The following is a 14,034-nucleotide window of genomic DNA, read 5'->3' as shown; positions in this document are numbered from 1 at the left end:
CCGATGCACATGACGCCCCGCACCAGAGCTCAATCCTCTGCCGTGATGGACAACGGGTGGCAGGAGTCCACCAGCGCACGCAGCCGCTCCGACAGCACATGGGTATAGATCTGCGTGGTGGCGATATCAGCATGCCCCAGCAGCATTTGCAGGCTGCGCAGATCAGCGCCCCGCGCCAGCAGATGCGATGCGAAACAATGCCGCAGCACATGGGGAGACACCCGGGCCGGATCGAGGCCCGCCTGCAACGCGACCCGTTTCAGCATCAAGGCGAAACCCTGCCGGGTCATCGGTTTTGCCGGATCACGGCCGGGAAACAACCAGCGTGATTGCTCCCCCCCTCTCTGCATTGCCTCGACCGCGGCAATGGCTGAGGCTGAGACCGGCACCATCCTCTCCCGTCCGCCTTTGCCCCGCACCGTCATCATGGGCGCATCCCCACGGAAGGCACGGGCGGGCAGCGCCAGCACTTCGGAGACACGCAGCCCTGTGCTGTAGAGTATTTCCAGCGCCGCATGGGCCGCAGGCTCGGCCGGAGCCGCCTGCAACAGTGCATCGACCTCCGCCTCGTCCAGATATTTCGGCAGAGAACGTGGCAGCTTCGGTGCATCCAGCAGAGCAGTGGGGTCATCAGACCTTGCCCCCTGCTCCAGCAGGAAACGGTAAAACTGCCGGAACGCCGAAAGGCGACGCGACTGGGTGCGAGGCCCGTTCCCGGCCCCGCTCTGCGCGGCGAGGTAACCACGCAAGGCAGCCTCATCAGCATGTAACGGATCTACCCTGTGACGGGCGGCATAGCCCGACCAGTCGCGCAGATCAGTCCCGTAAGCCAGCAATGTGTTCCGTGCTGCCCCGCGCTCCGCCGCCAGCATCTCCAGAAAACTCTCGATATGCCGCTCCATGGCCGCAACCTCCGGCACACAGCGTCAGAGCATGTGGTCAGTGATGATCGAAACGATCATTGGGCAGCGTCTTCTGCACCGCCGCCACATGCGGTTGCGGCGGAAACATTCCCAGCCCCACGAAGATGCCCCCGGCCGCCACCAATCCAAGTGCGACAACAATCAATAATGCAGTCCGCATACGTCTTGGCCTCAACCTGTCCTGAATTCCGTCAGACGGTCCATGTCATCCTCCCCATCGCTTCCGATCACGCAAAAAAGGCGGAGAGGCGGACAAAACCGTGTGCCTGTGCTAGCCTCCGCCATCATGACACGCAACTCTGCCCTTGCCCCTTCTCTCCGCGATTCCGTGACACCCCCAGCCTGGCTGCAAGGCCGCAGCATCGTACTGGTCGGTCTGATGGGGGCTGGCAAAACCTCCATTGGACGCCGTCTGGCCGCCCGACTCGGAATGCCGTTCCGCGATGCAGATGCGGAGATCGAACGCGCGGCAGGCTGCACTGTCGCGGAAATTTTTGCCCGCCATGGCGAATCAGGATTCCGTGAAGGGGAGCGCCGCGTCGTACGCAGGCTGCTGTCAGAGGAACCCCTCGTGCTGGCCACGGGCGGGGGCGCCTTCATGGACCCCGAAACACGGCGCGTCATCAGGGAGGGCGCTGTCAGCATCTGGCTACGCTGCAACCTTCCGGTGCTGCTGAAACGTGTCTCCGGCCGCACGCACCGCCCTTTACTCAATCAGGGTAACCCGACGGATATCCTGCAACGGCTGATGAATGAGCGGCATCCCGTCTATGCGGAGGCTGATCTGATCGTGGAGTGCGGCGATGACAGTCAGGACAGCACCACCGATAATGTCCTGCGTCATCTTCAGGAATATCAGCCTCCACGCAGGCTGACCGTCAGCCTCACCTCCAGCCGCTATGATGTGGTGATCGGCGAATCCCTGCTCTCCCGTGCCGGCGCGCTGCTGATCCCTCATATTCCGCAGAAGCGGGCGATGATCGTCACCGATGAGACCGTCGCTGCCCTTCACCTGCCGACCCTCCTGAAAGGGCTGGAGGAAACCGGGATCAAAGCTGACAGCATCGTCGTACCACCGGGAGAAACCTCGAAATCTCTTGAGGTCTTTGGGCGTGTGACAGACGGTCTGCTGGCTGCCGGGGTGGAGCGCCGAACGACCGTGATCGCCCTCGGCGGCGGCGTCGTCGGCGATCTGGCAGGCTTTGCCGCTGCTGCAACCCTGCGTGGCCTGCCTTTCGTGCAGATTCCCACCACCCTGCTGTCACAGGTCGATTCCAGCGTCGGAGGCAAGACCGGTATCAACACCGCTTATGGTAAAAATCTGCTCGGCGCATTCCATCAGCCCCGTCTGGTGCTGGCGGATACGACGACGCTCGGCACCCTGCCGCATCGGGAAGTGCTGGCGGGCTATGCAGAGATTGTGAAAGCCGGGCTGATCGGCGATGCCGCCTTCTACGAATGGTGCGAAGCCAATGGGCATGCCGTCACCACCGGGGAACGCGACAGCCAGGCTGAAGCCATCATGCGCGCCTGCGCCTTCAAGGCGCAGGTCGTGGGGGATGACGAGCGGGAAGAAAAGCCGAATGACGGCCGCGCCCTGCTCAATCTGGGTCATACATTCGGCCATGCGCTTGAGGCCGATCTGGGCTACGGCACCATCCTGCATGGGGAGGGCGTGGCCGTCGGGCTGGGGCTGGCATTCCGCCTTTCTGCCAAACTCGGCCATTGCCGGAGCCAGGATGCAGACCGGGTGATCGCCCATGTCGCCTCGGTCGGGCTACCTGCCGAGTTGTCCATGCTCAACCGCCGTTTTTCCGCCGGGCAGTTGATCGGTCATATGCAGCGCGACAAGAAAATGCGGGACGGCAAGCTTGCTTTTGTGCTGGCTCGGGGTATCGGTCAGGCCTTTACCAGTCGCGATGTGCCGCAGGAAGCAGTCGTTGAAGTATTGAGGGAGGCTGGCTGCGAGGCTTAATCCCCGCAGCCTTCCGGCTGCTCAGGAGGCTTGCCAGTGCAGTCCGGTCACACCGACAAAAGTGACTGTCGCACCACCCGCCAGCGCCATAACGCTGTTTCCGCCCTGTGCCGCGACGGAAACATCACCTGTGGCATAACCGCTGAGCCGGACGGTATCCGCTGCCGCATTGAACCCGTAGATCTCGGCGTTGCCGCCTGTCTGTCCCCTGGTCATCTGAAACACGTCCTGACCGGTCCCGGCGAAAACAGTGGCCGCGCCACTGCCGAGAAAGATCGCATTCTGTCCGCTGCCCAACACAGCCTGCATCGACCCGGCGCCCGTCCAGAGTTCGGTGTTACCGGAACCGCCCCACAAGGTCGTGTTACCTCCACCAACCAGCGCCATATTCCCGGCCCTAGCAATGACAGTGTTGCTTCCCTGAGCCGCCACTACCGTATCCTGGCCAGACTGTCCGCCAAACACGCTGGACTGCCCGTTGCCAGTTACAATCATGTTGCCGCCGCCGCTGACCAGCACCCCCTGCCCTGATCCACCAACGAGCGTGTCCGTGCCAGAACCGAATATCACAGTACTGGACTCTCCGCCAAACAGCAGACTGTTATGGCCCGCCCCGACTAAGGTCGTATTTCCCTGCGCCGCGGCAACGCCCGATGTACCGACCTGATAAACGCCACCGCCGCTCCCACCGAGCAATGTCGATGCACCAGCCCCTCCGGATACCGTCGAAACTCCGCTGCCACCAATGAACAGGAAAGTGCCGGTGCCTTTCATGGCCACATTGGCTGCTCCGGCATGAATGGTATCCGTACCATTGGCAGTGACGGTTTCAACCCCGCTGTTCAGCCAAATCGTGTTGCTGCTGCCAGCCTGGGTAGCAATACCACCCGTACCTGCACCGGTTGCCGTAGTGACATGGAGCGTGACCCCGTTCAGCACGGTCCCGCCGCTATAGCTGCTGTTGCCATTGAGCGTCAGCGTACCGCCGCCCTGCACCAGCAACCCGGCCGATCCGGTCAGATTGGTAGTCATCGCATAGGTATTACCGGCCACCGTCGTAGCCGCATTGGGATCAACCGTGACAGTCAGACGATTATCGGTCACTGCCACGCCTGCACTCCGCAGATTGGCCAGTACTGCATCCAGATCAACACTGCCGATCAGGCGGGCCGCAGAGAGTTTCAATGCAGAAGGAGCACTGCTGGTTGGATGCCATCCGAAATCGTCCCGGAACATCAGATGAGTAATCTGTCCACTGGCAGTCGCGCCGAAATACAGCGTCCCCATGCCGATGCCACCAGCATGGATAGAGGCAGCAGCAGGCAGAATCCCGTCCTGAACACGTTGCACATAATGGTTGCCGCTGTTTTCCGGGCGGGAATCATTAGCGTGTGGGACATCACTGCTGTCGATCACATCAACGGCATACACCGTCACCACACCGGCCACCGCAAGGGCTGTTTGCTGGTCAGAAGGCAATGAAGAAACCGCCACGGTCGTCGGCGTATCCCTGACCACCATCACATGGCCGGTATCCCCCGTCGCGTTCAGTTCCGGATTGGTCGGTGCATTGGCAGCATCAGGATCAGTATAGATTCCGGTTGAATAAGCAATCAGATCCCCCGCCTGCAATGCCGTCAAACCGACCGAGGCATTATTGACGTCAATTGTCTGAAGCCCGTTTGTTCCCGCGCTGGCTGAAGCGAAGGCATCCTGGAACACATTGGCCTGCGCCCAAGGCTGGAATGAGCCGTTCAGAACGACTTCATGGCCGCCATACGCCTTCACCGTCTGATTATAAAGCGGAGCATTTCTCAGCGCCTGCACATAGGCATCCTGCACCGGCGCCAACGTGTTCATGACGTAATGAACCCAGCTGGAGCAATCCGCATATCCGTAAGGTGTCGCAGAGGTCAGATTAACAATGGGAGTCGTGGATATAACAGAGAGCGTCCCATCCTGAAGAATGGTCGGATAAATATAGGCCGTGGTTGCACCGCTATTATCCAGAACATTGGCGACAGCCTGACCATAGGCAGCCAACACGGTAGACGAGCCAGTGATCGCAACCATCTGTAAAATTCCTGCTTCTGAAAAATAAAGGCGCTATGGTGAAAGAATAAGCACTCTATTCCTGACTGCACATTCAGGAGTAGTTTGCCGGAAATCGCGCTCAAGACATAAAAAAAAACCGCCGGGCAGACGCCGCGGCGGTTTTTTTTGCAGTCAGCCTGACGGTTGAATAAATCAGGCAGCAACCTCGGCCTTCTTGGCCTGAGCACGCGTGATGCGACGCTTCAGTTCCAGGGCCTCGGTCGGCAGCTGGCGGTCCGGAGTGCCCAACAGGAAGGCATCAATGCCACCGTTCTTTTCCACGGTGCGGATCGCACGGGTGGACAGACGAAGGCGGACAGAGGTACCCAGCGTGTCGGACAGCAGGCCAGCTACCTGCAGATTCGGCAGAAAACGACGACGGGTCTTGTTGTTGGCGTGGCTGACATTATTGCCGGTCAGCACGCCTTTGCCCGTGATCTGGCAGCGACGCGACATGATCAAATCCCATGCGGAAAGGGTCAGCTTGCGCCGACCAGGTTCTTTCGGAAGGCGCCTTATGGCGAAGCGAAGCCTCTACGTCAAGCAAACTGTCATCCGGGCGACCCATAAAAGCGCCGGACAGCCATCGGTGCGGCGCAGCACCAGGGCGTTTACAGTCAGACGACTCGACCGTCAGGCGCGGCCGGAAGAAGTGGCCGCTGCCTCCCGCAGGCGCTTCAGTTCCCCTGAACGGACACTGGCAATAGCATTCTCCAGCACCGCGATCACACTGGCATCATCCAGTGAACGGCCCAGCATAGACAGGGAACCGCTCAGCAATGCCGATGCGATCGACAGCGAATTGAGCTGTTTGTCGGTCATGAAGGCAATGGCCTGATCGACCACCGCCCCCGCATGGCTCAGATCCTGCGGCAGCATGTCATCCTGCGCGTCGTGATCATGCTGTGTTTCATCTGTGGCCATGGTGGCCTCCTTCTTCGTAATGGCGCCACTTATCGACCGGAGCGGCTTCAGATTCAAACCGGAATCAGATCGGCAGGCTGTTCCTGCTGGGCGTCCCACATATGTGCGTAGACACCTGCCTTTGCCAGCAGCTCGGCATGGGTTCCCTGCTCGATCACTTTCCCCTCCGACAGCACAATGATGCTATCCGCATCGACCACCGTGGAAAGACGATGGGCAATGATCAGCGTCGTCCGCGCCTGTGAAACAGCCCGCAGAGCCGCACCGATCTCCTGCTCTGTGCGGGTATCGAGCGCACTGGTTGCCTCATCCAGAATCAGGATACGGGGATTTTTGAGGATCGTGCGCGCAATGGCGACACGCTGCTTCTCCCCGCCGGAGAGCTTCAGACCGCGCTCCCCGACTCTGGTGTCGTAGCCTTCCGGCAGGCGCAGCACGAAATCATGCACCTGCGCCAGCCGCGCAGCATGCTCGATCTCCGCCTGCGACGCACCGGGACGACCATAAGCGATGTTGTAGCGAATCGTGTCATTGAACAGCACCGTATCCTGCGGCACCACACCGATGGCGGCTCTCAGGCTTTGCTGGGTGAGATCGCGAATATCATGTCCATCGATCACTATCCTGCCCTGTCCCGGATCATAAAAACGGAACAGCAGGCGGCTGATAGTCGATTTTCCTGCCCCGGTCGGCCCGACAATCGCCAGCGTTCCACCCGGCGGCACGGCAAAGGAAACACCGCGCAAAATCGGGCGCTCCTCATGATAACCAAACCAGACATCATCAAACACCAGCGAGGCGGGAGCGCCTCCGTCAAGCGTGGCTGGCAGTGTGAGCGCACCGGGACGGTCCTTGACCTCCTGCTCCACCTCCATCAGGCGGAACATCTGCTCCATATCCACCAGCCCCTGACGGATGGTGTTGTAGACAAAGCCCAGAAAGTTCAGCGGCAGATAAAGCTGCATCAGATAGGTGTTGACCAGCACGAACCGGCCCACCGAGTAACGCCCTTCCACCACGCCCTGCGCCGCCATCAGCATGATGGCTCCCAGACCAATGGAAATGATCACTGCCTGCCCGATATTCAGCAGGTTCAAGGAAATCTGTGTCTTGACCATGGAGCGGGCATAGCGGCGCAGACTTTCATCCACCCGCTCAGCTTCCAGCGCCTCATTGCCAAAATATTTGACCGTTTCGAAATTCAACAGGCTGTCCACGGTACGGTTCTGCGTTTCCGTGTCCATATCGTTCATGGTGCGGCGAAAACGGATACGCCAACTGGCAAAACCCACCGTAAACAGAATGTAAGTCCCGACCGCCGCAAAAGCGACCAGCGCAAAACGCCAGTCGAACAGCCCCCACAAAATCCCGATCACCAACAGGATTTCGATCAGCGTCGGCAGGATGTTGAACACGGCGAAACGCAACACCTGCTCCACCGCCGTCACCCCGCGGGAGATGTTACGGCCCAACCCCCCAGTCTGCCGGTCCAGGTGGAACCGCATCGACAGCGTATGCAAATGGCGAAACGTCTCCAGCCCCAGCATGCGGGAAGCCTGCGCCTGTGTCTGCGCGAACAGCGCGTCACGAAGTTCCCCGAACAAGGCGCCCGCCACCCGCAGCAGCGTATAACCCACGACCAGAGCCAACGGCAGATAGATCAGCCCCTGCGGCCCGTGCGGCGTAAGTGCATCCACCGCCTGACTATAGACGACCGGCACATACACCATTGCCACTTTCGACAGGATCAGAGCAGCCATTGCCGCAACCAGCTGCATCCGGGCCGAGACATTATCCTTCGGCCAAAGAAAGGGCAGCAGCGAGCGGATTGTCGCCCAGGCATTGCGTGGCGGCGGTAACTGCCCGACCGGCCTTACAGAATCCTGACCAGATGCCGGCGCTCTCAGTGTCGTGGAAATGATCCTGCTCCTTCCCTTGTTTGAAACCTCATAGTGCAACCGGGCATCCGGATCCCTGCCAATACGATCATTGACACACCCCGCCCCGCGCCTCCATCCATCAGAAACACATGTCAGCAGCAGAGCGCCGTTCATGAGCCCTTTTTTACGCCCTGTCGCCGCCTGTCGCTCTCTTGTACTACCGGGCCATTTTCTACCCTTCAGACTGGGCAAACGGCAGATAGGCTGGGTCTCCCCTCACCTGCTGCCTGCATTGAAGAAGGCACAGCAGGAATTACCTGCCCATGCCCTGCGGCTCGACACAGATGGGGTGACACTGAGCGGTGACAACCCGGACCTGCCTGCGCTGCTGGAAAGGGCGCTGCACCGAAACACCGGTTTTCTGTGGCGAGATGAACCATTCGACATCAGGGAAACGATCGACGGGCCGGTTCTGTTCCAGCTCGATCGTGGCGTCCTGCCCATGCTCGGCGTGCTGGCGCAAGGTGTGCATGCGAACGGGCTGGTGCATCGTTCGGACGGGCTGCATCTATGGGTCTCCCGCCGCAGCGCCACCCGTCCGCTCGACCCCGGCAAGCTCGATCATCTGGCAGCGGGCGGCATTCCCGCCGGATATTCTCCTTTTGAAGCCCTGATCAAGGAAGCGGCCGAAGAAGCTTCCATTCCCGAGGCGCTGGCCCGTCAGGCGCGCAAGGTAGCCGTGCTGACCTATCGGCTGGAGCGGCCAGAGGGTCTGCGCCGCGATGTGCTGCACTGCTTCGACCTGGACCTGCCGGAAAGCTTCATCCCGCATGCAGAAGATGGGGAAGCAGCCGGGTTCGAACTCATGCCGGTCAAACGAGCCATGGAGATCGTCGCCGAGACGGATGAGTTCAAGTTCAATGTCAATCTGGTGCTGATCGACCTGTTCCTGCGTCTCGGTCTGATCCACGGCGCGGAAGCGGAGCTTGTTTCACGCGCCCTGTATGATGAGCCGCATCCCGCAGCATGAGTCTGCTGATAATTCCGGCGGCTGATATCGCCACAAAAAAAGCTGCCAGCCTCAGCTGACAGCTTTTCTGCTGGTTCATAACAGCGCGAAGATGCTCTCAGGCTTCCCCGGCATCCGCGGGGATGGCAGGCAGTTCCGGCTGATCACCCACGCCTTCCGGCGCGATATGCCGGGTGCGTGGACGACCCGGCCTACGGCCCCGCGGACGCGGAACCGCAGCAGACTGCTCTTCCGTCTGATGAGACGGATGGGCATGCTGATCAGCCGGCGGGACATCAGGCTGTGTCTCGGCAGCGGCAGACACCGTGGTCTCCGCCTGCTGGACGGACAGATCAAGAGTCTGTCGTTCCGGTGCAGCATGCGCGGTGTTACCACCCTCGCCCTGTGACGTTTCATCCCGGGAGCGATCAAACCGCTCGTTCTGACGATCGAACGAACGCTCCTGAGCATCCTGCTGCTGGGAAGGCGTATATTGGCCGTAACCTGAAGGGCCTACGCCATTGCCGTTCTGACCGTTATAGGACTGGTTGCCGTTATGGTGGCCGCCATTATTCTGCTGATTCTGCTGCTGCGCCTGCAGCATCGCATTCATAATGCGGAAATAATGCTCGGCATGCTGGAAATATCCTTCTGCCGTCACACGGTCCCCGCTGCTGGTCGCATCGCGACCCAGTTGCAGATATTTCTCGAACAGTTGCTGTGCCGTGCCACGTACGCGGACATCGGGGCCGTTACTGTCGAAAACATGGTTCCGGTTAAGCGGAATATTACCATTATTGTGGTGGCGCATTCCGCCACCGCCGCCGCCCCCACCGCCGCCGCGATGGTTCCGTCCGCGCATACGTTTCATATTCATGCGTTTGCCGTCGCGATTCCCGTTCGCTTTGCTTTTGCCAGGCCGCGCAAGCCAGCGTCATCAGACGCTCGACCGCGCTGTGTGCGCCCTGACGGAGCCAGCTCCTCCGTCCGGGCCGTATCTGCATTCCAGTTCATGGGCGGGCTGCCAAAAGCATTTTCACGCCGTTGCCCGGAGATAGATAATTGCCTCTCGGCACATCCCGAACATCACCGGATCATAGAGTCTGCAAAAACTGGATAAATTGATCCAGACCTGCCGCCCGGAACGCCGCGAAGCTGCCCACACAGTTGTTCTGGGGCAATTTTATACGTCAAGTCAATGCATACCACATAAACCTGTCACGCAGCCTTGTGGAAGGCCACCTGACGACGCTTTTTCACCACACGTCATTCTTGCAGGAGGCTGACAGCATCAAGGCCAAGCGCCAACGCTCTGGCAATACCGCCCAGATCGGCACGGCATCCGATCACGCGTAATCCGGCCTGTCCCGCCAAGGCTGCAACCTCGGTCTCCTGCCCGATCCCCAGCTCCAGAATCGCGATACCGGACGGGGTCAGCAGATCGGGCAAAGAAGGAATGATCCGGCGATAGGCCTCCATACCGCCATTCCCGGCAGCAAGGGCGGAGGCAGGCTCATAATCACGAACATCAGGCATTAATTCTGCCATATCCCTCTCAGGAATATAGGGCGGATTGGACAGGACCAGATCAAACCTGTCCGCACAGCAGGAGGCCCAGTCTCCTGCACAGAATGCAGCCCGATCCGCCATGCCCAGAGATACCGCATTGCGACGGGCCAATGCCGCCGCCCCCTGTATGCGATCGATACCCAGACCCGTGGCATGCCGATATTCATGCAGCGCCGCCAGCAGCAGGCATCCCGTGCCGGTTCCCAGATCAAGCACACGCCGCACCATCCCCTGCGCCGGAGGACGCAACGCCAGCGCATACTCAATCAGCGTTTCCGTATCCGGCCGTGGAATCAGCGTGTCAGGCGCCACCGCAAAAGACAGGCCCCAGAACTCCCGCGCGCCCAGAATATAGGCCAGCGGCTCCCGGTTTACCCTGCGCTCGATCCATTCGTCGAGCAGGGGCAGTGTCACCTCCCGCTCGCTGTCGCGCAGCAACCCGGTCGCATCCAGCCCGAGCAGCGCACCCAGCATCAGCCGTGCCTCCACCCGCGGAGAGTCCACTTCCGCCGCAGCAAGAGCCGAGGCAGCCCGGTTCAATGCTACGCGGATCGTCTCGGACATGATGTCACGCGGCCCGGCGCGCGATCAGAAAAACAATCGGCACAGCCCAGCTTGAGATGGCTTCATCCTGCACCCCAAGACGAGTACGCAGGGCGTGCGGCAGACATGCCAGCAAAGCGCGGATGGAGGCTTCATGCACAGGCGGCGTCGCCATACGCGCCAGCCATGCCGCGAAATCCATGACCAGACTATCGCTGCGTGCATCCTCGATCGAGAACCCGGCCCGTCCCAGCGCCTGCACCCATTCCGCCAGAGTGCGATTACGCACATGCGACGGATCACGCAGCAATTCGATGCTCTGCAACACCGTATCGGCTGCAGCCTCGGCAAATCCTGCCGTATCCATGAACACTGCGAGGCCACCCGGCTTCAGAACCCTGTAGGCCTGCCGTAATCCAGCCTCGAAATCCGGCCAGTGATGAGCGCTGTAACGGCTGACAACGACATCGAAATGATGATCCGCAAATGGCAAAGCCTCCGCCGTGCCGGACACTGTTTCGATTTGATGCAGCCCACGCCGGGCTGCCTCCGCCGCTGCCGCCTCCAGCATACGGGAAGACAGGTCACAAGCCACCACATGCTGCATCAACGGGGCTGCCGTAAAGGAAACATGCCCACCGCCACAGCCGAGATCGAGCATCACACCGCCCCGGTACGGTTCAAGCACCTGAATCAGGCGGTGAAGATCAGCACCCTTCGCATGCACGTCACTACTCACATAGGCCTCGGCACGGATGCCGAATTGCCGTTCAATATGTGCAGCCTGTGCAGCATGCGTCTGTGTCATCATAGCTCCTGCGCAGAAAGACGGGCGGCCTGATCCTCTGCTGTCAGCGCATCGACGAAATCATCAAGCTCGCCGAGCATGACACGATCAATCTTGTACAGCGTCAGATTGATGCGATGATCCGACACACGCCCCTGCGGAAAATTATAGGTGCGGATGCGCTCGCTGCGATCCCCCGTTCCCACCTGGGCACGGCGATCAGCAGCACGGCTGGCATGCAGGGCGGCACGCTGCTGCTCATACAGGCGTGCTTTCAGAATCTTCATCGCCTTGGCGCGGTTTTTGTGCTGGCTCTTTTCCTCCTGCATCGCCACGACGATACCGGAGGGAAGATGGGTGATCCGCACGGCACTCTCGGTTTTATTGACGTGCTGGCCGCCTGCGCCCGATGCCCGATACACATCGATACGCAGATCGCCTTCATCCACCTGCACATCCACATCCTCCGCCTCCGGCAGCACTGCGACGGTCACAGTGGAGGTGTGGATACGCCCCTGCGATTCCGTGGCCGGAACACGCTGAACACGATGCACGCCGCTTTCATATTTCAGCCGTGCAAAAACTGACCGGCCGGTGATTTCCGCCATACCACCCTTCAACCCACCGAGGCCGGTATCATCATAGTCGAGAATCTCGAAGCGCCAGCCTCTGATTTCCGCATAACGCTGATACATGGAAAAAAGCTGTGCCGCGAACAGGCTTGCCTCATCCCCCCCCGCCGCAGGACGAATTTCCAGAATGGCCGAACGCTCATCGGCTTCGTCCTTAGGCAGCAGGGCGATCCGGATTTCCCGTATCAGGGACGGCAATTTTTCACGCAGAATTTCGGCTTCGCTCTCGGCCAGCTCCCGCATATCGGGATCGGCCAGCATGGCCTCCGCCTCGGCCAGACCACGCTCCGCAACCCACAACTCCTCGATCCGGGCCACGACCGGCTCCAGCTCCGCCAGTTCCCGCGAGGCCGCCGCGAAGCTGTCACCACTCAGCCCTTCGGACAGGGAGGCCCGCAACTCCTCGGCCCGCGCGACGATCCGGTCGAGATTTGCCGTAAAACTCATGCCACCCCACGCGCCAGCAGCCATGCGGCGAGACCATCTAGCGCCACTTCCTGCTGTTCACCGCTGCGCAGATCCTTGACCTGCGCCACGCCCCGCGCCCGCTCCTCCGTGCCGAGGATAACCGCGGCCCAGGAACCAGCCTTGTTGGCGCGTTCCATGCGACGCTTCAGATTGCCGCGATAGGCCATTTCCGCCCGCAACCCCGCTGCCCGCAAGCTCTGTACCACATCCAGCGCCGCTTCTTCTTCCTCACCCACCGGCACCACCGCAACCGGAGCAGGGGCGGCAGGCGGCTCGGCCAGCAACATGGACAGGCGCTCGATCCCGGCAGCCCAGCCCACCGCAGGGGTGGCAGGACCACCCATCTCCGCCACCAGACCATCATAGCGGCCACCGGCCAGCACAGTGCCCTGTGATCCCAGCGCGTCCGTGACGAATTCAAAAGCGGTATGGTTGTAGTAATCCAGCCCCCGCACGATCCGCGGATTTTCCCGGAACGGAACGCCAAGCTGCGTCAGATGACGCTTCAGCCCGGCATAAAACGTAGCGGCCTCTTCTGTCAGATGATCATAAATCACCGGCGCATCAGCGATCAGCGCGCGATCCCCCTGATCCTTGCTGTCCAGGATCCTCAGCGGATTACGCTCCAGCCGGGTGCGGCTCTCTTCCGACAAAGCCTCCCGGTGCGCCGCGAAATAGGCCACAAGCGCCTCACGATAAGCATCGCGGCTGGCCTTGTCGCCCAGCGTGTTCAGTTCCAGCACCACGCTGCCACCAATGCCCAGTGCGTTCAGGATCTGCCGGCCGCAGGCAATCGCCTCCGCATCCGCCAGCGGTTCCGCAGCACCGATCAGTTCCAGCCCGATCTGATGGAACTGGCGATAGCGCCCTTTCTGGGGCCGTTCGTAGCGGAACATTGGCCCGGCATAGAACACTTTCTGTGGCAGGGATTGAGTCAGTCCATTGGTGACCAGAGCACGGCAGATGGCCGCCGTTCCCTCCGGCCTCAGGGTCAGCCCTTCTCCGCCGCGATCAGTGAAGGTGTACATCTCCTTCGTCACCACGTCGGAGGTTTCACCAAGAGTGCGACTGAAGACTTTCGTATCTTCGAAAACCGGCGTGGCCCATTCGTCGAAGCCATACAGCCCCACGATCCGGCGGGCGGTCTCCACGACATGGCGATAACGACGCTGATCTTCTCCGATCAGATCATGAGTGCCTCTGGGGGGTTGCAAGGCGGCCATATGCGGT

At 60.7% G+C, this 14,034-nt stretch carries 12 protein-coding genes and 1 pseudogene; 2 read left to right on the top strand and 11 right to left on the bottom strand.

All coding sequences use genetic code 11. The features are described from left to right. Positions 1 to 29: 29 nt before the first annotated feature. The gene (locus GbCGDNIH8_RS03175) at positions 30 to 902 is read right to left on the bottom strand and encodes a tyrosine recombinase (RefSeq protein WP_072572058.1); all 873 of its coding nucleotides are present in this window, start codon (positions 900 to 902) and stop codon (positions 30 to 32) included. Positions 903 to 939: 37 nt separating this feature from the next. Then, positions 940 to 1,083, bottom strand: a complete 144-nt coding sequence (locus GbCGDNIH8_RS13030) for a hypothetical protein (protein ID WP_172822884.1) — start codon at positions 1,081 to 1,083, stop codon at positions 940 to 942. Between the two features lie 126 nt (positions 1,084 to 1,209). On the opposite strand from GbCGDNIH8_RS13030, the gene aroB reads away from it, so the two are divergent. Then, a complete protein-coding gene (gene aroB / locus GbCGDNIH8_RS03170; protein WP_408874686.1) occupies positions 1,210 to 2,898 on the top strand; it encodes a 3-dehydroquinate synthase in 1,689 nt (562 codons plus the stop codon). 21 nt (positions 2,899 to 2,919) lie between these two features. Here aroB and GbCGDNIH8_RS03165 read toward each other — a convergent pair whose 3' ends face one another. The 4 genes from GbCGDNIH8_RS03165 to GbCGDNIH8_RS03150 form a co-directional block, all read right to left on the bottom strand. Then, positions 2,920 to 4,971, bottom strand: coding sequence for a hypothetical protein (locus GbCGDNIH8_RS03165; RefSeq protein WP_072572056.1), 2,052 nt, complete (start codon positions 4,969 to 4,971; stop codon positions 2,920 to 2,922). A 174-nt stretch (positions 4,972 to 5,145) separates the two neighbouring features. Further along, positions 5,146 to 5,448 (bottom strand): 50S ribosomal protein L28, encoded by a 303-nt coding sequence (gene rpmB / locus GbCGDNIH8_RS03160; RefSeq protein WP_025286128.1) that lies wholly within the window; start codon positions 5,446 to 5,448, stop codon positions 5,146 to 5,148. A gap of 177 nt (positions 5,449 to 5,625) precedes the next feature. Then, positions 5,626 to 5,916 (bottom strand): hypothetical protein, encoded by a 291-nt coding sequence (locus tag GbCGDNIH8_RS03155; protein ID WP_072573580.1) that lies wholly within the window; start codon positions 5,914 to 5,916, stop codon positions 5,626 to 5,628. 53 nt (positions 5,917 to 5,969) lie between these two features. Further along, positions 5,970 to 7,970, bottom strand: a complete 2,001-nt coding sequence (locus GbCGDNIH8_RS03150; protein ID WP_301335568.1) for an ABCB family ABC transporter ATP-binding protein/permease — start codon at positions 7,968 to 7,970, stop codon at positions 5,970 to 5,972. Here GbCGDNIH8_RS03150 and GbCGDNIH8_RS03145 point away from each other — a divergent pair. Continuing rightward, entirely contained in the window at positions 7,969 to 8,826 is an 858-nt protein-coding gene (locus GbCGDNIH8_RS03145) for an NUDIX hydrolase (RefSeq protein WP_072572055.1), read from the top strand. The two genes, GbCGDNIH8_RS03150 and GbCGDNIH8_RS03145, sit on opposite strands and share 2 nt — an antisense overlap. A gap of 553 nt (positions 8,827 to 9,379) precedes the next feature. Here GbCGDNIH8_RS03145 and GbCGDNIH8_RS03140 read toward each other — a convergent pair. The 5 genes and pseudogenes from GbCGDNIH8_RS03140 to hisS form a co-directional block, all read right to left on the bottom strand. Next, positions 9,380 to 9,682: pseudogene (locus GbCGDNIH8_RS03140) on the bottom strand (DUF4167 domain-containing protein); the annotation flags it as partial. A gap of 389 nt (positions 9,683 to 10,071) precedes the next feature. Continuing rightward, positions 10,072 to 10,938 carry a peptide chain release factor N(5)-glutamine methyltransferase gene (gene prmC / locus GbCGDNIH8_RS03135; RefSeq protein ID WP_072572054.1) on the bottom strand — a complete coding sequence of 289 codons (867 nt, stop codon included), beginning with the start codon at positions 10,936 to 10,938 and terminating at the stop codon, positions 10,072 to 10,074. A 4-nt stretch (positions 10,939 to 10,942) separates the two neighbouring features. After that, entirely contained in the window at positions 10,943 to 11,725 is a 783-nt protein-coding gene (locus GbCGDNIH8_RS03130) for a class I SAM-dependent methyltransferase (RefSeq protein WP_253805634.1), read from the bottom strand. After that, positions 11,725 to 12,783, bottom strand: a complete 1,059-nt coding sequence (prfA, locus tag GbCGDNIH8_RS03125; protein ID WP_072573578.1) for a peptide chain release factor 1 — start codon at positions 12,781 to 12,783, stop codon at positions 11,725 to 11,727. Before prfA ends, GbCGDNIH8_RS03130 begins: the two co-directional genes overlap by 1 nt. Continuing rightward, on the bottom strand, positions 12,780 to 14,027 hold the full coding sequence (gene hisS / locus GbCGDNIH8_RS03120; protein ID WP_072572052.1) for a histidine--tRNA ligase: 1,248 nt from the start codon (positions 14,025 to 14,027) through the stop codon (positions 12,780 to 12,782). Before hisS ends, prfA begins: the two co-directional genes overlap by 4 nt. Positions 14,028 to 14,034: the final 7 nt, after the last annotated feature.

It is taken from the genome of Granulibacter bethesdensis, from assembly GCF_001889545.1.
Lineage (GTDB): Bacteria > Pseudomonadota > Alphaproteobacteria > Acetobacterales > Acetobacteraceae > Granulibacter > Granulibacter bethesdensis_B.
The sequence above is the reverse complement of the archived record's forward strand: the minus strand, read 5'-3'. Positions and strand labels throughout refer to the sequence as shown.